The organism is Pseudaestuariivita atlantica (assembly GCF_001205715.1).
Lineage (GTDB): Bacteria > Pseudomonadota > Alphaproteobacteria > Rhodobacterales > Rhodobacteraceae > Pseudaestuariivita > Pseudaestuariivita atlantica.
In genome coordinates, this window is the sequence record NZ_AQQZ01000027.1 from 1 (window position 1) to 18,859 (window position 18,859).

The 18,859-nt window shown below is 61.0% G+C and carries 13 protein-coding genes and 2 pseudogenes; 14 read left to right on the forward strand and 1 reads right to left on the reverse strand.

Annotated features, from left to right (window positions below):
* Positions 1–49: 49 nt before the first annotated feature.
* From ATO11_RS20465 to ATO11_RS22605, 9 genes and pseudogenes are all read left to right on the forward strand, one after another.
* A pseudogene (locus tag ATO11_RS20465) lies at positions 50–2,854 on the forward strand (strawberry notch family protein); the annotation flags it as partial.
* A gap of 123 nt (positions 2,855–2,977) precedes the next feature.
* Complete coding sequence (locus tag ATO11_RS20470) at positions 2,978–3,364, forward strand: DUF6878 family protein (RefSeq protein ID WP_050532771.1); 387 nt, start codon at positions 2,978–2,980, stop codon at positions 3,362–3,364.
* A gap of 1 nt (position 3,365) precedes the next feature.
* Positions 3,366–3,827, forward strand: a complete 462-nt coding sequence (locus ATO11_RS20475) for a DUF6915 family protein (RefSeq protein ID WP_050532783.1) — start codon at positions 3,366–3,368, stop codon at positions 3,825–3,827.
* 100 nt (positions 3,828–3,927) lie between these two features.
* Positions 3,928–4,233, forward strand: a pseudogene (locus ATO11_RS20480) (hypothetical protein).
* Between the two features lie 123 nt (positions 4,234–4,356).
* Positions 4,357–5,085 carry a DUF736 family protein gene (locus ATO11_RS20485; RefSeq protein WP_050532772.1) on the forward strand — a complete coding sequence of 243 codons (729 nt, stop codon included), beginning with the start codon at positions 4,357–4,359 and terminating at the stop codon, positions 5,083–5,085.
* A 93-nt stretch (positions 5,086–5,178) separates the two neighbouring features.
* Positions 5,179–6,609, forward strand: coding sequence for a DNA cytosine methyltransferase (locus ATO11_RS21505; protein ID WP_242601488.1), 1,431 nt, complete (start codon positions 5,179–5,181; stop codon positions 6,607–6,609).
* Positions 6,610–6,613: 4 nt separating this feature from the next.
* Positions 6,614–7,528 (forward strand): NotI family restriction endonuclease, encoded by a 915-nt coding sequence (locus ATO11_RS20495; protein ID WP_050532774.1) that lies wholly within the window; start codon positions 6,614–6,616, stop codon positions 7,526–7,528.
* A 530-nt stretch (positions 7,529–8,058) separates the two neighbouring features.
* Positions 8,059–8,988, forward strand: a complete 930-nt coding sequence (locus ATO11_RS20500; RefSeq protein ID WP_050532775.1) for a DUF2493 domain-containing protein — start codon at positions 8,059–8,061, stop codon at positions 8,986–8,988.
* A 583-nt stretch (positions 8,989–9,571) separates the two neighbouring features.
* Complete coding sequence (locus tag ATO11_RS22605) at positions 9,572–10,462, forward strand: SH3 domain-containing protein (protein WP_423212724.1); 891 nt, start codon at positions 9,572–9,574, stop codon at positions 10,460–10,462.
* Positions 10,463–10,852: 390 nt separating this feature from the next.
* On the opposite strand, the gene ATO11_RS20505 is transcribed toward ATO11_RS22605, so the two are convergent.
* A complete protein-coding gene (locus ATO11_RS20505) occupies positions 10,853–11,878 on the reverse strand; it encodes an IS110 family RNA-guided transposase (protein ID WP_050532776.1) in 1,026 nt (341 codons plus the stop codon).
* 151 nt (positions 11,879–12,029) lie between these two features.
* Between ATO11_RS20505 and ATO11_RS20510 the strand changes: the two genes are divergently transcribed.
* From ATO11_RS20510 to ATO11_RS20535, 5 genes are all read left to right on the forward strand, one after another.
* Positions 12,030–12,236 (forward strand): hypothetical protein, encoded by a 207-nt coding sequence (locus ATO11_RS20510; RefSeq protein WP_050532777.1) that lies wholly within the window; start codon positions 12,030–12,032, stop codon positions 12,234–12,236.
* Positions 12,237–12,787: 551 nt separating this feature from the next.
* Positions 12,788–13,381 carry a transposase gene (locus ATO11_RS20515; RefSeq protein WP_050532784.1) on the forward strand — a complete coding sequence of 198 codons (594 nt, stop codon included), beginning with the start codon at positions 12,788–12,790 and terminating at the stop codon, positions 13,379–13,381.
* Positions 13,368–15,701: a relaxase/mobilization nuclease domain-containing protein gene (locus ATO11_RS20520; RefSeq protein ID WP_050532778.1), complete on the forward strand. Its 2,334-nt coding sequence runs from the start codon at positions 13,368–13,370 to the stop codon at positions 15,699–15,701. The genes ATO11_RS20515 and ATO11_RS20520 overlap by 14 nt, the downstream gene beginning before the upstream one ends.
* Before the next feature lie 8 nt (positions 15,702–15,709).
* Positions 15,710–17,605: a type IV secretory system conjugative DNA transfer family protein gene (locus tag ATO11_RS20525; RefSeq protein WP_050532779.1), complete on the forward strand. Its 1,896-nt coding sequence runs from the start codon at positions 15,710–15,712 to the stop codon at positions 17,603–17,605.
* 65 nt (positions 17,606–17,670) lie between these two features.
* A protein-coding gene (locus ATO11_RS20535; RefSeq protein WP_110553816.1) for an IS3 family transposase occupies positions 17,671–18,830 on the forward strand; the annotation gives its coding sequence in 2 pieces (ribosomal slippage) (positions 17,671–17,920 and positions 17,920–18,830; 1,161 coding nt in all).
* Positions 18,831–18,859 lie beyond the last annotated feature (29 nt).

Below are 18,859 nucleotides of genomic sequence, written 5' to 3' on the forward strand. Positions count from 1 at the left end.
GCAGCCTAACTATTGAACCAGAAACTCTCCGGTAAACCCGGGGCGGTTCAAGGGGCGCGAATGCGCGGGGCTCATCCTGGTGAACTGGCTGGCTGGACGCAGGAGGGCGATCTGGGTCTCCAAATCCGCCACGCTCATCGAGGACGCGATCCGCGACTGGACCGATCTTGGCGGCTCGCCCGCCGAGATCCAGCCGCTCTCCAAATGGAAACCGGACCAGCCCATCCCGATGGGCGATGGTATCCTGTTCGTGACCTACGCCACGCTGCGCTCGGCGGGCAAATGCGGCAGCACGCGGCTGAGCCAGATCCTCGAGTGGATGGGCGAAGACTTCGATGGCGTGCTGGCCTTTGATGAGGCCCATGCCATGCAGAACGCGGCGGGGTCCGAGCAGGGCAGGGGGGTCAAACCCTCCCAGCAGGGCCTTTCAGGCCTGCGGCTGCAACTCGCGGCCCCGCGCGCTCGCGTCTTCTACATCTCGGCCACGGGCGCCACGAGCGTGCACAACCTAGCCTATGCCGCGCGGCTGGGGCTCTGGGGGCAGGGCCCCGAATACCCCTTCCCGAGCCGCGAGAGTTTCGTCTCGGCCATGGAGGCGGGTGGTGTCGCCGCCATGGAGGTGGTCGCACGCGATCTCAAGACGCTCGGTCTCTACACGGCCCGTGCTCTCAGCTTCGATGGCGTGGAGTATGATGTGCTCGAACACGCGCTGACCCCGGCCCAGATCGAGATCTACGACGCCTATGCGGGTGCGTTTCGCACCATCCACCACAATCTCGAAGCCGCGCTGACGGCGACCGGCGTCAACGACGCCTCTGGCGAGACCAATGCCTCGGCCGCACGCGCCTCGGCCAAGTCCCGCTTCGAGAGCACGAAACAGCGCTTCTTCAACCATCTCCTGATGGGGATGAAAGCCCCAAGCATTATCCGCGCCATCGAGGACGATCTGGCGGCGGGCAAGGCTTGCGTCATCCAGGTGGTCTCGACGGGTGAGAGCCTGCTGAAACGTCGACTTGAGACGATGGATCCCGAGGGTGAACTCGTCGAGGGTGCCTTGACGCCGCGCGACTATGTTCTGGGATACCTCGAACAGGCCTTCCCGATTCATGCGCAAAAGCTGGTCGAGATCGATGGCAATATGGTGGCCGAACCGCTCCGCGATGAAACTGGCGCGCTGGTCGTCTCGCGCGAGGCGCTCGCTCTGCGTGACGCGGCCATGATGGAGTTGATGACGCTGGCCCCGATCCCCTCGGCGCTCGACCAGATCCTCTGGGCCTTTGGCGACGAGGCCGTCGCTGAAGTCACGGGCCGGTCCATCCGGCCCCTCAAGGCCGAGGATGGCCACCTCTTCATCGAGAAACGCGCCGCCAGCAGTAATTCGTCTGAGACCCAAGCCTTCATGGACGGCGAGAAGGATATCCTGATCTTCTCCGACGCGGGCGGTACGGGCCGGTCCTATCACGCGGCGCAAACGGCGAAGAACCAGAAACGGCGGCGGCACTATCTTCTGGAGCCCGGCTGGCGCGCGGATGCGGCCATCCAGGGGCTGGGCCGCACGCATCGCTCTGCCCAGGTCAGCGCGCCGTTCTTCCGTGTCTGCACCTCCGATGTGCATGGCGAGAAACGCTTCACGTCGACGATTGCCAAACGCCTCGACCAGCTGGGGGCCTTGACCAAGGGTCAGCGCGAGACCGGCTCGCAGGGCATGTTCCGCGAGGAGGACAATCTCGAAAGCCCGATCGCACGGGCGGCGCTGCGTGGGTATTTCGCCGATCTTGCCGCCGGACGCGCTGAGGCGATGAGCTACGAGAGCTTCACCGACTGGACGGCCCTGCGGCTGATCGACAAGGACTGGGTGCTCCTTGAGGAGCTTCCCCCGATCCAGCGGTTTCTGAACCGGGTTCTGGCCCTTCCCATCCACATGCAGAACGCGCTCTTTGCCGAGTTCATGCGCCGGATCGCTGATCAGTCTGAGCGCGCGCGCGCGGCCGGCACGCTCGATCTCGGCGTGGAAACTCTGCGTGGCGAAAAGATCGAACAGGTATCCACAGAGGATCTCTGGACCTGCCCGAAATCCGGCGCGGTGACGCGGATCATCGGGCTCGAGGTCACCGACCCGGTCCACGTGCTATCAGCGGATGACGCCCTGTCGCGCAATCCCGACAAGCTCCCCATGGTCAACCGCGCGTCTGGCCGCGCGGCGCTCATCTCGGCGCGGCCCATGCAGATTTATGACGAAGATATCGTCACCCTCATGCGCAAGGCCGTGCGGCCCAACGGGTCGAGCTATCTGGAGGAAACGCGGTTCGAGTCCTCGGCCTGGGAAGAGATCGGCAAGCCCGAGTTCGTATGGCTTTGGGATGAAGAGGCTGCGTCCCTGCCGATAACCACCACGACCAAGCTCTACCTGCTGACCGGGCTGCTGTTGCCGATCTGGAAGGACATTCCGACCACGAATGAACGCATCTACAGGGTCACGCCTGACGGGGCGACGGCTATGATCGGGCGCACGCTGAGCGAAGAAGGCGCGGCCGCGCTCCGCGCCCGCTTCCTCGTCTCCAACCCGCGAACGCCGCAAGAGATGCTGACCGCCGCCCTCGGCACCACCGCGCCGGTCGATCTGGGCCGGGGTCTCACCCTGACCCGTCGCCGCGTCGCAGGCGAGATGCGTCTCGAGCTCTCTGGTGCGGATCGGGGCATGATCGAAAGCCTCAAGGCCCTCGGCTGCTTCACCGAGATCATCGCGTTCCAGCTGCGGGTGTTCCTGCCGCATGGGAACGGGATCGACACGGGGAACATTCTGGCCCGGATCGTGGGGCAGAGGCCTGCCATCAAGGCAGACCAAGCCGCCTGAAAAGCCAAAGCAGGCTTTGGGTGGGGCGTCGCAGATCGGGATTTGACCGGTCTGCGCGTTCCGGGCGCGCGCGGGCCAATGCCGCGCCCGGCCCCCACCAATTGCAGACAAGAGGACAGACCCATGACCAATCCCCAGATCGATTATGCCGCGCTGGCGGCTCAGTGGCGCGCGGAGCGCGAAACCGCCCTGAAGGCGACCCGAGCTGAGCTGATCGCGCAACTACGTGCGCTTGGCATCAGCGAGGTCACCGCCGAATACGAGGGCTACGGCGACTCCGGCAATGTCGAGGATGTGACCGTGCAGCCTGCAGAGGTCAAACTGCCGGAACCGCTTGCCACTGAGGTGGGCGATTTCGCCTGGTCGCTCGCCTATCACCATCACCCGGGGTTTGAGAACAACGAAGGCGGCTATGGCACGCTGACCTGGGACATCACGGGCGACAGCATCACGCTCGATCACGCGGACCGCTACGTTGAATGCGCGCACAGCTATGACGAGGGACTTTGATATGGCCCATCCGCTTCATCATGCTGATAGCTCTGCCCGGAAATTCGGCGGGGTGCCGTCTGACTATCAGGCCGTGCACGATTGGTTCGACGCCTCGAAAGAACACCTCGCCCTCTTCACGCACCGCGCCTTGCGTCACCATGCCCAAGGCCTGTTCGAGGCCGAGCGTGTCTTTGGCCTGACCCTGACCAATAGCGCAGGTCGGGACATACCCGTGCGCTGGATCGGCGAGCAGCATATCCGTGAAGACTGCCAAGGCCGTATCCCGAGCATGGCGGACTGGCTGCGTCGGATCCAGCCTGAGCCATGGATGGCCAACGGCCATATCGCCCGGCATTCTGGCGATGAGCCCTGCGGCGACCCAAGGGCCGCCTGGGCCTCCGAAGTCGCCGCCGGCAGAACGGTCCTTGGCCTGAAGGATTGGATGGCAGCGCGCGCAAGGCCAGCCACGCAAGGTGCCTGACAGGTCTCGGCCGTTGGCCAAACAAATGCTGCATGGAAGCCCGGTTGGACGACCGGGCTTCTTGCGTCGTTTCCCCACCATTCTTCGTAAGGAGGTTCGCATGACTCTCGAAGACATCAAGGCCGCCGTCGATGTCGGCCAGACCGTGCATTGGGCCAATACCGGCTATGTTGTCCACAAGGACCGGCTCGGTCGGTACCTCATCACCTATTTGCTGAATGATAGCTGCATCGGCCTGACCGACCGAAGCGGGCACCGGTTGAACGGAAAGGAAGCGGAGTTCTTCATCGCGGGCCCGGCGGAGAACCACGAGGAAAACCCCGCCCGCCAATCAAGATGACAGGGGCAGGGGAGGGGCGTGGCACCCGGAGGCGCAGGGGCATTCCCACTCCGACGACAGCCCTGACCCGCGGGCGGGGCTGAAAGGAAAGCAGGCTTTCTGATTTGCGATCCCATGAGGGGTCGAGAAAGCAATCCCGGATGCTCTGGCATGGACGTCAGTCACCGCCAATCGAAAAGGAACTATCCCATGTTCGCAGGAACCCTCACCCGCAACGTCGAGACCGCAGCCGCCGAGTACACCGGCATGATCCATTCGACGCGCTTTGACATCGCCATCCAGCTCGAGGCACGGGTCAAGATGTCCGAACGCAGCCCGGATTTTGACGTTACGGCAATCAACAAGTCGGGCCGCAAGGTGCGCATCGGCACGGCCTGGAACGAGACCGGCAATGCCACCGGCAACCCCTACATCTCGATGCAGCTCGATGTGGGCCTCGGCCCGTTCCGGGTCAACGCGGTGCAGACGAAAGAGGCGCGCGCGGCCCAGAGCGGCGAGTTTGAGATCATCCCGCTGGTCTCGAACGGCATGATGAAATCCGGCTCGATCTCGGGCGAGCTCACCGCCATGGACGCTGACAACGCCTTCACGGGCTACATCGCCAACATGATGTTCGATCTGGAGTTCATGCTGATCGAGAACAGCTATAAATCCGAGGAGACCCACCCCGATTACCGGATCGAGGTCAGCTCGCCCCGGGGCACACCGATCCGCGTTGGCTCGGCCTGGATGGCGAAGAGCAGCCGCACGGGCAATGACTACCTGTCGCTGCTGATCAACACGCCCGATGGCGACCTGCGCGTCAACGCCGTGCAGAACGAAGAACAGCGCGGCGGGCAGACCTTCTCGATCATCCCGTTCATCGACAGCGGTGAGCAGCCGCAGGACGCAGGCACCGGGCTGTCGCTGGTCGCGTGATCAGCGTCTGAGACGGAATATGCTGAATTGACAGGGGAACCGTGGTAACGCGTTTCCCCTTCATTTGTTTAGTGGTGCTCAGAAGCTGCACCGATGAACCAAGCAGTGCTTCAGGAAGCTATGGGTGATCAAAATGAGGTTCCAGATGATTGCCTGCCGCCGATTTCCGGCAGTCTCGTAGACTTCGCCGAGGTCGTCAGTTTGAGCGAGACCGATGCCATCAGAAATAGAACAAACAGTGAAGACATTCTAGATTCTTTCATGATATCCAAGGAAGTGTTAAAGCTTCGAAAAAAAACGAGGAGCGGTCTTTTGGGCGAGCAGTACACATCAATCGACTTGTTTTCGGGCGCCGGTGGGCTGTCTGAGGGACTTCGGGTTTCTGGCTTTAAGTCATTGTATGCCAATGAAATCGTTGCGCGCCACGCTGAAACGTATGCCTTGAACCATCCGGAAGCCATCGTTGAGTCGCGAGACATCCGACTAGTTGACGCTTCCGATGTTCGTCGTCGCTTGGGCCTCAAGAAGGGTGAATTGGATCTTGTAGCAGGTGGTCCGCCTTGTCAGGGTTTCTCAATCAATGCGCCGAAGCGTTCAGCGGACGATGATCGGAACAGCCTCTTTCTAGAGTTTTTGCGCTTTGTTGATGAGTTTGAGCCGAAGGCGGTTTTGATTGAGAATGTCCCTGGGCTTGTTTCCTTCGAGGGAGGAGGCACCTTGCAGGCGATCCTCTTGGCGTTGGGTCACCATGGATACAGCGCCGATGTGAAGATCCTCTACGCGCCTCATTTTGGCGTGCCGCAAACGCGTTGGCGGACGGTCATCATCGGGATTCGAGGTGATCAAGCCGATCCCTTGCGAGCCTTCCCAGAACCTGTTCGTAACGCACCTCTCCGGGTAAACTTCACCTCTAATTTCGAGGGTAAAAACATCGTCGCTCTTCCTACAAACTTGGAGCTCCCTTCTTTTGTTAGCGTTCGTGATGCGATTGATGACCTGCCTGCGCTGGCAAATGGAGAAACCGGCAAAGAGCGCAAGAACTATCGGAGCGGGCCTCAAAACGATTTTCAGGTGGCGATGCGCAATGGCAGCGACTGTGTGCTTAATCATGAGGCGCCCCGGCTGGGCGAGATAAATATCAAGCGGATGTCTTTCATCCCTCCGGGCGGCAATTGGACGGACATCCCGGAAGATTTATTGCCAAGAGGCATGCGGCGCGCGCGTCGTTCTGATCACACAAAGCGTTACGGTCGAGTTGCACCAGATGGCCTTGCATCTACAATTCTGACGAAGTGCGATCCACATTGGGGAGCGTACTTTCACTACGAACAGGATCGATGCTTTACCGTCAGAGAAGCGGCTCGAATTCAGACTTTTCCAGATAGCTACCGTTTCGTCGGTTCTCGAGTGGAACAGTATGAACAGGTCGGGAATGCCGTCCCATCGCTATTGGCCGCAGCAATAGGGCGATCGATTCGAGGCGTCTTGGAGGACCTGCGCAAGCACGCCAAGAAGGTCTCTTAGAAGCATGGCGGCGACAATATTTGAGTTCTTTGGGTATCGTGCGGATGATAGGTCCGACTTAGCGAAGCATGCCGCTGATACTGAAGTTTGCCCGATCAGTAGAGAAACCTGTCAGAAGAGTTTCAATGACGGAGTTGTGTCGGGCGTTTGCGCCATTAAGCCCATTACCAGCGAACCCGTTATCTGTTGCCCGATCCGGCTTTACGCGGATGACTACCGAATACTATCGGACATAGCCGATCGAGTCTTTGGACCAAATTTGAAATTGGTCGCGGGGCGGGATGCCGTAAATTACTCAATCGATAATCGAGAACCTTGCGTCGCCGTTTTTGGTAAAGGATGGGGGGGCGAACTTCGCCTGCCACAAAAATCGAAAAAGGGCGGTTACTTCGTCGACTGGGTTCTTGCGAAAATCAGCGAAGAGGGAGATTTGGTTGAGTTCGTGGCCGTTGAGGTGCAAACGATTGATACGACGGGTACCTATCGCCCAGGCTACGATGCACTGAAGCAAGACGGGTTGGTTGAAAAAACAACCGCCGGGTTAAATTGGGAAAATGTTGCCAAGCGTATCCTTCCACAACTTATATACAAGGGCCAGATTTTACAGCGTGAAGAGTTGTGCAAAAGCGGATTGTTCTTTGTTTGTCCAGAGCCTGTTTTCAAGCGTATCATGGAGCGCTTGGGCGGACAGGAGGGGTTGGTTCGATATGCCTTGCAACCCGCGTCAATCACCTTTGCTGTCTATGACTACGATTTGTCGTCTGAGCCTCCTAATGAGACGTTGATTCCTTTGAAGAACACGCTCAACCACTCGACCACTGTCTATAAGGTACAGGAAGCATTCAACAATGTGACCTTGCCAATTGAGAACGTTTATCGGGATGCAATCCGGCGTGCGTTAGGTATCGAATCCGAATAGCAGATTTCCGCTTAGACGTTTGGGGATCATGAACGGCCCTTCGGTCCGTCGCGCATTCGGCCATGCGGCCTCACCGCGGCGTCGCACCCGGCATCCCGGTTTTCCCGCCTCGCGAGCACGTCCCTCCCGGCCGCTCCGCCGGATTGCGCTCTGGTCTGTTTTGGCCCGAGGCCAAAACGATCCCGCCGCTTCATCCGTCTCCCGCGTCCGGTCGGGCCGTTTGCCTGCTCGTGTCGGGCAAACCTACCGTCAAAACACACACACATGAGCGCGGAAGCATATCCTCCGGATGGCCCCCAAATCAGCCCGCGTCAAGGATCGCAAAACTTTTCGGCGAGGGCGGGGCCTGTGGCGCGGGGCGGTCCCGTGCGTGAGGACGCGCATCTGTCGGGTGCTGCACGCGGAAAACTTTTGCGCCCGGCAAGCCGGCGGCTGCGCCGTCCCTGACCCAGGCAGATTCGGAAACCAGGCATTCGGCCATGCCCCCACACTCACGTGGTGGCTCCACAACCGACTACTGGAGACCAGACATGGCTTACGACACCGCAAACACCTACGAGACGATCGAGCTTTTCGGGCTGACCGAGAAGGACGCACAGCTGCCGATCCCCGAGGATCACATCCTGACCGACCGCATCATCCGCGAGAGCTTCGAGGCTCTACTTGGTCAGTTGCGCGGGACCGGGCTCGAGGCAGAAGTCGAACCGCTGGCTCATGGGCTCGCCACGATCCTGCAGCGCCGCAAGGTGGCGCTCGGCAAGGAGGTTGACCGCACCGCCGACAAGATCGGCGCGCTGGCAAAATCCCACGACGGGTCGGAGATCGCCGAGACCGCGCTCGAAGAGGCGCAGGCGCGCTTCCTGCAGTTGCGCGAGATTGTGAGCGCCATCGAGGTGATGAGCGAGGCAGCGGCGGAATGCTACGAGATCGAGACGGGTCACGCCTTCATCCCGGCAGCCGGGTCGCGCGCAAGCGTCCGGGCGCAAGAGACCGGGGCGGTCTTCGAGGCCCGGCAGCTCCTCGAGCAGCATGATCGCGAAACCGCCGAGAAGTCGAAAGTCGAGGGGGTGCCCCTGATCGTCTCAGGTGCCACCGACTGGACCGATGTCGATGTGATCTTCAACACGCTCGACAAGGTTCGCGAACGGATCAAGCAGAACCGCAACCAGGAGATCTTCCTCTGTCACAAGGGTGGCAAGCACGGGGCGGAGATGATCGCGGCCCGGTGGGCGCGCGCACGCGGGGTCGCGCAGGCGCGCTTCGATCCGCGCTGGTCCGCACACGGGCGGGCGGCACCGTTCAAGTGCAACGACGAGATGCTGGACGACAAGTTCGCGGCGACCGGGGTTGTACTCTTCGGTGGCAACGGGGTCGCGCTGAACCTCGGACAGAAGGCGGAAGCGAAGGGCCTGACGGTCATGCGGGTTGCTGACCCGGCGAAGAGGTCTGCGGAGAAGTGAATTGAGAGGGTCGCCTTCGGGCGGCCCTTTCGTCGTTTTCCTAGATGTGGGCGAACATCGGCGGTGTCGCAGTGAACTCCAGCAATGGGCTTTGACTGGCGTGGTGATCGCAATCCGGTCAATCTGGTTTCGGGAATGGCTGGATGGTATCTCTATGCAATTACAGCTAAATGTGGCCCTGCGGCAGAAGACATTTGTTGCACATCTCAACACCCGCCCAGGTTTTTCCTAGATGCCTTTTTCCTCGGAACGAACCAAAGAGATTCAATCGCGCATTGATGCGCGTTTGCGATCCGGGCAGGCAAACGAGTGGGAGATGTCTTTTCTCACAAACATGGCTGAACGGTTTCAGCGGTATGGGACGGAGACGCGCCTGAGCAAAGCGCAGTTTGCGAGCCTGCACAAAGTCCTGAAACTGGAACGGGAAAATCCGGCACAGAAAACGGCAGCGACTGACCACGGAACTTCTCAACCAGCACCGAAGCGCAGTACCAGAACCGGTCAGGCAAGATCCCGTCCGGTTTCCGTGACCCGCGCTATCAATGCACCTCGGCGTGCCGCGCGCAAGGCTCAACGCCAAATCATGGTGCCGTTGGTGATCGCTGTCGGATTCTTCGCATTGGTTGGATCAGTGTTTGAATCATCGAACTCGCGATCCACACCCTACAGTCCGTCAGCCGTTCCCTCATCGCAAACTGCCGACGCCGCTTACGTCTATGTGACAGGGACACGTGTCAATCAACGTGCTGGACCGTCTACTTCGAATGCCGTGATGGGTGTCTTGAGCGAGGGAACCCGCGTCGAAAAGCTTCGAGAAGAAGGGCAGTGGACACAAATTCGATCCAACTTTGGTACGGGCTGGATGGCTACAAGTTTCCTGTCACTGGTCGCGCCGCCAACAGAGCGACCCACCTCACAGGACCGGTCGCTTCGCGCCAGCGATGTGCGGATCATTGATGGTGATACGATCGATGTTCGCGGCCTGAGAGCGAACGTGCGTCTCGTCGGGTTTAACGCACCTGAGACATGGAGACCCTCCTGCACCGTAGAGCGTGAGATTGGGGAGCGCGCGACCGCGCGTCTAGGTCAATTGGTGCGGGGTGCGACGTCAATTGAATTTGAGCGCGTGGCCTGTTCCTGCCGGCCCGGGACAGAGGGTACGGATCAGTGCAATTTTGGGCGGTTCTGCGGTTCTGCGGCTCGTTGTTCGTTGACGGTCAGGACGTCGGCAGCACGCTCATTGCTGAAGGTCTGGCCGTGCCGTACCGATGTGGACGCACCAGCTGTCCCCCGCGCCCTCAACCCTGGTGCCGATAGCAGACGCGCCCATCCGACACAGACAACGGATCTTCCCTTGCGACGGAACGCTGACCCGCCACATCGTGAGCGTGACGGATCGTTATCCAGATGCATTGGATCAGAACGAACCGGGCCATCTTCGGTCACGATCGACGGGTTCGATGGCGGCTTCTAAGTGCTGGCACAAATTCGAATCACTCCTTCTTGCTCATAGATGTGGATCGCACGGGGTCGGCCCAATCGTGCCCTCAGCTTACGCTTCGGCAAGCACAAATACGGCTTCCACGGCGGAGCCGCGGACCCTCCGTGTATGGACGCCCCCAGGGATGCAAGCGATTTCTTCCTGTTGGGCATGGTGGAGCGGTCGAGTTCTTCCGTGTATCCGGCCTCCTTATGCAGCAGTGTTCGCTGCGGGCCCTCATGGTGAGTTCGAGGAACGGGTCCAAAACGCATTTGCGGGGTCTAAGCCTCCGGGAGGGTCACTGGTTTTCCTATTCCTGATCTCGTCGACGCTTTGCCATGACCTCCGTTCAGAACTGCCGCTTCCCTTTGGGCCCCATCGCGCTCAGGCGCGCGCCGGGGTTTCGTAAGCGCCGCCTCGGGTCATCAGGACCCAGGCGATGCGCGCCATCTTATTCGCCAAGGCAACTGCCACGAGCATCTTCGGTTTGCGGGCGAGCATGCGGGCAAGCCATGATCCTTCGGGCGCCCCGCCCCGCCGCTCGGCGGATTGGATCGTAGACATCGCGCCGATAATCAGCAGCCTCCTGAGATCGCGCTGTCCCATCTTCGATGTTCGTCCCAGCTTGGTCTTGCCTCCAGTTGAGTGCTGGCGCGGGGCAAGACCTATCCAGGCGGCGAAATCTCGACCTTTCGAGAAGGTTCCGGGTGGTGGTGCCAAAACAGACAGCGAAACCGCCGTCACAGGGCCAACTCCCGGCATGGTCATTAGACGTTTTGCGACATCGTCTTGCTTGGAGACCTGCTTCAGCTGCAGCGATAGAGCTTCTATGCGCTCGGAAAGAGAGCTGATAAGCACGAAGAGCACGCGACAAACCGAGATGACCGTGTGCGGCAAGATATCTTTGCGAGCATTCATCTCGTCTTCGAGGCGCGGCAAATGCTGAGGGCCTTTTGGCGAGACAATCCCGTGCTCCGAAAGATGTCCGCGGAGCGCGTTGATCGTTTGAGTTCGCTGCGCCGTCAATAGGTCCCGCACCTTCAGTACCATCGCTTGCCCTTGTTGTTCAGGGCTTTTCACGGCGACAAAGCGCATGGAAGGGCGGGAGGCTGCTTCTGCGATGGCTTCAGCATCAGAGGCATCGTTCTTTTGTCGCTTCACATACGGTTTGACATATTGTGGTGGGATTAGCCGAACTTCATGGCCGAGGGCCGTGATCTCGCGGCCCCAGTGATGCGCGCCGGCACAAGCTTCGAGAGCAACGATGCATGGTTGCAGCTTGCCGAGTACGTTCAATACCCGACCCCTCGGAAGAGCTTTGCTAAAAAGTGCAGTTCCGTCGACCGCAGCAGCATGTGCGTGAAATGAGTTTTTCGCGATATCCAGTCCGATGATGTGAACGTCTTGCATGATTTCCTCCTAACCTGGTTCGACTTCCGACATCGCTACCTTGGCACATTGCGATGCCGGGCGGGGGCGTCCACACCATCGCATTTGCGCTTGCGACCGGTCCTCTTGCCCCCGTGCCGGGTGATCCCCATCGCAACAAGGAGTAACCCAAATGACCAACCACTACGTCGCCACCGTCCCCGTCAAGTTCACCGATACCGATGGCCAGGAGCGCACCCGTTTTCAGCGCGTGGGCGCGATGTTCCGCAACACCCGCAACGGGGACGGCTCGGAGTTCTTCAGCCTCAAGCTCGACTTCCCGGTCGCGGTTTCGGAGCTGGTGATGTTCCCGCCGAGTTCGAAGGAACCGCAGGACTAAATCCTCTGACGAGGATGGGCCGCCATCAGGCGGCCCTGTCCCTGTTCCAGGGACGCCGTTACCGGCGGTCAGATCGTCGACAGCGACCTCCCCTTGGTGTCGGTCGCTGCGCGCTCAAAGGACGAACACTGCCCGGAATGATCAGGCCGCGACAGACCGGCCAGTCAGCCTCAAGGGGGCCATCCACAAAAACCTATCGGCCAGGGCCTCCTGGTTTTTGCGGCAAAGATTTGGCGGAGCCAAATCTGGCCCTCCTTGACCCTGCCTGTCCGCCCTGTCGGTGGGGTTTGTGCCCGCCCGTGTTTCCGTCCGAACACATGCGTGTTCGGCCAGACCCTCGGGCGGTGCTGGAACACGGGGTCCTGGAATTGTGATGGTGTGCCGGTGGTGAGGGCAGTAGGGCCGCGCCCCTGCGGGCCGCGGCGTGAAGCGGAATACAAGGCTGCCGAGACCAGAAGCAACGCAAGTATATTATTGACAGTTCGGTATAGTTTCGTATGGTGGGGCAGCCTTGTATGAAGTTGGCAGGAAATAGGGGGTCTTTCTTCCGCATGTCCCAAGCGAAACGACTATCCGAGATCGAGAAGATGGCGATCGTGCGCGAGGCGGCGGACGGCGTGTCTTCTTCAGAACTGGCCAATCGGTTTGGGGTCACGTCGCGCGCCGTCCGGTATGTCGTGAAGGCAGATGCAGAGCGGCAGAGAGATACCGCTGTCGCGACCGCAGCCGTGACGGTTAAGCTGACACCAGACGAGCTCTGTGCCTTTGATGGGGCCTTGGCCGCCGCGGGCATTGAAACGCGCTCAGAGGGGCTGAGACGGCTCATTCAGGCCGCTGGTGGGGTCTTTGTGCCGGATGCCGCGCTTGCCGCCGAGATGGCGCGCTACAGGGCCTCTCTGCACGAGGTGGGCAATGGTGTCGTACAGATTGCCAAGCAGATGACGCGGGCCAACCGGATGGGGCAGGGGGCCGTAGGGGGCACCAATGCAGAGTTCTCTGAGTTGCGTCTCGCGCAGATGCGCGGGCTGGCGCGGTTCATTCTGGATTCCGCTGACGAGATCGATCTGCTTCTGCGCCGTCGTCGCGACGCGATGCAGCTCGAGGCCACGGCCGCGCTGAGGGAGTTTGCCCATGCGGCTGAATGATGCGGTAGATGCGGTCACCGGCGAGGTGTTCCGGGATGGGTGGAGCCGGATCCGGGGCTCGATGCAGGGCCTGCACGTGGCCAAGCAGAAGCAACTCGTGCGTGCTGCAGCAGGGCACCGGCCGGCGGTTTTTAAAGCGATCCGGGGTGGCGGCACGCACACGAAATCACAGCTCAATAACCAGCTCGAGTACCTCACCACCAAGTCCACCCATATCGTGGATTCGAGCGGCTTCCTGGATGGCAAGGCGAAGCTCGAAGCGAAGGACATCAAGGACCTCACCGAGCGCTTTGCCAAGCGGTGGGATGCGGGCTTCAAACCCAAGCTCGGGCAGACCACCCACATGCTCATGTCTTTCCCCATTGGCACGCGCGGAGAGGATGTGCGCGACCTCGCAACGGATGTGGCCGAGCGGTTCTTCCAGACCGACGAAGGGCACTTCGACTACATCATCGCGGTGCATGAGGACCGCGATCACCCACATGCGCATCTAGTGCTGAACCGCGGCTCGCAGGAAGGTGAGTTCTTCTTCCTCGGGCGCAACCATCGGTTCAACTATGACGATTTCCGCCTCGCCATGGTCGAGGAGGCCGAAAAGTATGGCGTGCGCTTGGAGGCCACGCGCCGGGTGGATCGCGGGGTTGTGCATTACCCAGCCCGGACCAGCGAGGTCTACGCGGCCAAGGACGAGGGTCGCGCACCCCGCGAGCGGGAGCGTGTTGGGACCGACCTGACGCGGACGCTGGCGGAGATCGCCAACACCAGAAATGTCTACCACTCGCTTGCCGCGGAGGCCTCCCGGGAGGCCCGCGAGGATATTGCCGCAGCCCTCTTTCGCGCGGGCGAGGTGCTGGCGCATGGCGGGCAGGTGGACCGAACAGGAGATGTGTATATGGCCGAGGATCAGAGTTTCGAGGATCTTAGAAACCTCTATGCGGAGAAGCTTGCGCGGGTGCAGGGCATGATCGCCGAGAAATCTGACGGGGCACGTCCCGTGCTGGAAAAGCGCCTCATCGAGATCCAGACGCAGGTTCAGCACATGCAGCCGCTCGGATTGCGTTCGAGCACGTTGTCTGAGCCTCCGTCGGAAGGCGGGGTCTATTCTGAGACCAATATCGACACCAAACAGCTAGAACGTCTTGCCGAGCCGGACTTGCGGTCGCGCATAGACACCGCGCTGCTTGGAACCGGGATCAGCACATCGGAAGTGGTGGCCCGGATCGAAACCAGGGCCTCGAGTGCTGCGCTTGAGCATCAATGGATCGCCGATGATCTCTCCAAGGTGGCCGAGGCGCGCGATCTGAACCTTGAACGCCGCGCCGATCTGGAACAGGCGCGCGACATTCTCAACGATGTGCATGTCGCGCTTGGCACGCTTCTGGAACGGGAGAACGTGCTGCGCCGGGACGGTGTAATGGAAGCGGAACCGGTCAGCGAGCGGTTCCACTATCACGAGGGCGCGGTCCGGGCGATGGAAGGGACAATCCGACAGGAGATGCGCGCAGACGGCCTAACCGCGCAGCAGATCGAGGACCGGGACTGGGAGGTTGTCTCGCGGGCAGAGCGCCGGATCGAGACCGAGCAGCGCGCGTATCTCGAGGCGCACCCGGACCTGCTCGCACGCCCTGGCGATGTGATCGACCGGTCCGAGCCATATAGGGAGACCATCACCGATGCGGCCCTCGCCAGCGAGATCACTCGCGAGGTCTACCGGATCATGGAGGCACGCGATGTCCGCACGTCCGTTGCGGATGCTGTCGCCGATGACTTGCGCGCGCGCTATCCGGACATGCCGTCCCACCTCGCCCGTGGGCTCGGCGCGACCTATGCCGCCGTCGTCGAGATACGGGACACGGAGGCCATCAATCAGGTTCGCCGCGACAACGAGTTGCGCGAGGGGCTTGAGGTTGGCACGCGCGACGACCTCCTCGCAGCCCGCGGTGAAACTGCGCCGCAGTCTGACCGTGCCGACCGCCTTGCAGACGCTATTGCGCGTGTCCTGGACCATGAGCGGGCGGGGGAGTTGTCCGAGCCCTTCGAGACCGAGGCGGAGCGGGACGCCTTCCGCGACGAGATCGCGCGGGTGCTGGATGACCGTCAACTCGAGCGGCTCACATCCGGCGATGCCGATGCGCTGGACAAGGTTCTCGAGGACCGCCTCGACCGGCTTTATGTCGCCAAGGTCTACCTGCAATCGGATGCATCGACGGCCAACACGGAGGCCTTGCGCCAGGTGGTCGATGATCTTGCCGACACCGAATACGAAAAACACCGCGCGACAGAGGTGAATGGCGAGACCGAGCGGGGTCAGGTCCATTGAGCGCCTCCATGGGAAAAGCGCGGATCGCGGCCGGTGTGCTTCTCGTCACGCTGGTAACCGCCGCCATCGGCTATACCATCGCCTCGGCGGTTCTGACCTACCAGGATCTCGGCTTCGGGGCCGAGATCGACTTCGCCTATATCGCGCAGAACTATCTGGCGATCCTCGATCGCCGCCCGGAGGATGCCCAACTCATCCACCTGATCATCGGCAGCTTCGCCGCCGCCGGCATGATGCTGAGCCTCGCTCTCTCAGGATCCGCCCTCACACGCTTTGGCCAGACGCATTGGCAGAGCGCGCGCGAGATGAAGGCCAACGGGTTTTTTGGCGCACCCGGCACCGGGTTCATTCTCGGCAAGCTCGGTACTCCAAAATCCCGCGCGAAGTACATCTGCTCGAAAGTTTTCCCGCACGCGCTGATCGTGGCGCCCACGGGCCGCGGCAAGACCACGGGTTTCGTCATTCCGAACCTGCTGACCTGGCAAGGCTCGGCCGTCACGCTCGATGTAAAGGGCGAGTGTTTCGAGGCCACGGCCCGCCATCGCGCTGCCCAGGGCGACAAGGTCTATCGCTTTGCCCCCACCGATTGGGAGGGCAAGCGCACGCATCGCTACAACCCGCTCCTGCGCATCTTTGAGCTAAAGGACCCCGCGCGCCAGCAGATGGAATTGCAGCTTCTCGCGACGCTCTTCCTGCAAAGCGACAACGACCGGGTGCAGGGCCTCCTCAAAGGCGGGATCGATCTCTTTGTGGCAGCAGGCCTTTTGGCCTTCCAGCGCAAGCGCCCGACCTTGGGCGAAATCTACCGCATCGCAGCCTCGGGCGGGAACAAGCAGAAGGAGTATTTCGCGCGGGGGCATGAGGTCGACAACAGGGCCGCGAAGCTGATCTTCACGCGGCTGGCGTCCACCAACAACGACACGCTGACCTCTTACGTCTCGCTCCTGATGACCTCGGGGCTCGACCAATGGCAGAACCCGGCGATCGATGAGGCGACGGCGGTGTCGGATTTTGATTTCCGCACGATCCGCAAGAAACCCTTCTCCGTCTATCTCGTGGTCCAGCCGTTGATGGTGAAGCCCCTCGCGCCCCTTATCCGGCTCTTCTTCTCTGATCTCCTCTCGGCCATGCAGGAAAAGGATCCCGGGCCGGATGAGCCCTGGCCCGTCATGATCATGCTCGACGAGTTCAACCGTTTGGGCAAGATGCCCATCGTGGTCGAAAGCATCGAGACCCTGCGCACCTACCGCGGCCACTTGGCCGTGGTTACCCAGACGATCCCCGCCCTCGATGAAATCTACGGCGAAAACACCCGCCGCGCGCTGCAGGGTAACGCGGGCGTAAAGCTCTACTTGACGCCTTCCGATGAAAAGACCGTCGAGGAACTGAGCAAGGCGGTCGGCAAGACCACGAAAACCGTCGTTACGCGGTCTCAATCCATCGGCAAGAACCCCTTCGAAGGGCGCAGCCAATCCACACGGACCGAAGAGAGCTCTCTGCTACCCGAAGATGAGGCCCGCCGCCTGCCGCTCGACGAGATCGTCATGGTGATCGATGCGCAAATGCCGGTCCGGGCGAAGCGGATCCAGTATTTCGACGACCGGCTGTTCAAGGCGATCCACGCGGCGCAGACAGGCGAGTTGCCATTTCCGGAGCCGGGGGGAGGCGGATCACAGGGTACGCTGCCGCTGAGTATGCGCGCCATGCCGATGACACCGCCATCGGACGGGCCACGTGGATCTGAAGCCGATGTGGTGGCCGGACGCCAGGCCGCTGATGGCCAATCGTCAGAGCAAACCCATGTCGCCCCAAAGAAGACCGCGCCCGTCGTTCAAGCCGTTATCGCCGAGGAACAACGACAGATGGAGATGGATTTTGGGGGCCAAGTCACGGATGCCGAGTGACCTGCCCCCCGAAACTTCCCTCGTTCTAGCGTAGAGTTTGCTCAACCTTTTGAAGGAGCAAGCGAATGCGAAAGAGCCGATTCACCGAGGCGCAGATCATCGGGATGATCAAGGAACAGGAAGCCGGGATGCCGACGGCGGAGGTGTGTCGCAAGCACGGTCTCAGCCAGGGCACGTTCTACAAATACAAATCGAAGTACGGCGGCATGGAGGTGTCCGACGTCGCGAAGCTGAAGGCGATGGAAGACGAGAACGCCAGGCTCAAACGCCTGCTGGCCGATACGATGCTGGACAATGCTGTTCTGAAGGATCTTCTGGGAAAGAACTGACGACGCCGAACGAGCGGCGAGAGGCAGCGCTGAGGGCGATGCGGGATCACGACATCTCGCAACGCCGGGCCTGCCGACTTGTCGGTGTCGATCCGAAGACGGTCCGGCGCGAACGCCCGCCGGATAATCCTGAGATACGCAAGGAGATGAAGACCGTCGCTGCCAAGCGCCGTCGGTTTGGCTATCGGCGGATCGGCGTGATGCTGGAACGCAAGGGAATGATCATGAACCACAAGAAGCTCTATCGGCTTTACACGGATGAGAAGCTGGGCGTCAGGCAACGACGGGGCCGCAAACGGGCGCGGGGATCGCGGACACCGATGCCGAAGGCTCTCAGGCCAGGTGAGCGCTGGTCGCTGGACTTCCTGTCCGACACGTTCGGGGCGTCCCGTCGGTTCCGCATCCTGGCGGTGAACGATGATTGCTGCCGTGAGAACCTGTGCCTGATGGCTGATACCAGCATCTCGGGCGCTCGGGTTGCCCGCGAGCTGGATGCGCTGGTCCGGGTCTATGGCAGACCTGCCAGCATTGTCAGCGACAACGGGACCGAGTTCACCAGCCGGGCAATCCTGAAATGGGCGAACGACAACGGCGTCGATTGGCACTACATCGACCCGGGCAAGCCGCAGCAAAACGCCTTCATCGAAAGCTTCAACGGCAGTCTGCGTGACGAGCTTTTGAACGAGGAGCTGTTCGACTGCCTGGAAGATGCAAGGCGAAAGCTGGCACTCTGGAGATACGACTACAACAACGTCAGACCGCACTCATCTCTCGGCAACCAAACACCCGCAGAAGCGCGCCGGACGCTTGAGCAATTTGAGGGCTCCGCGCCCGACGCGCTTGCCCAAACTGACGACGAAGAATATGAAAACCAGACCCGCAAACTCTCGTTATGAACGAGGGAGCCTCGGGGGGCAGGTCAGTC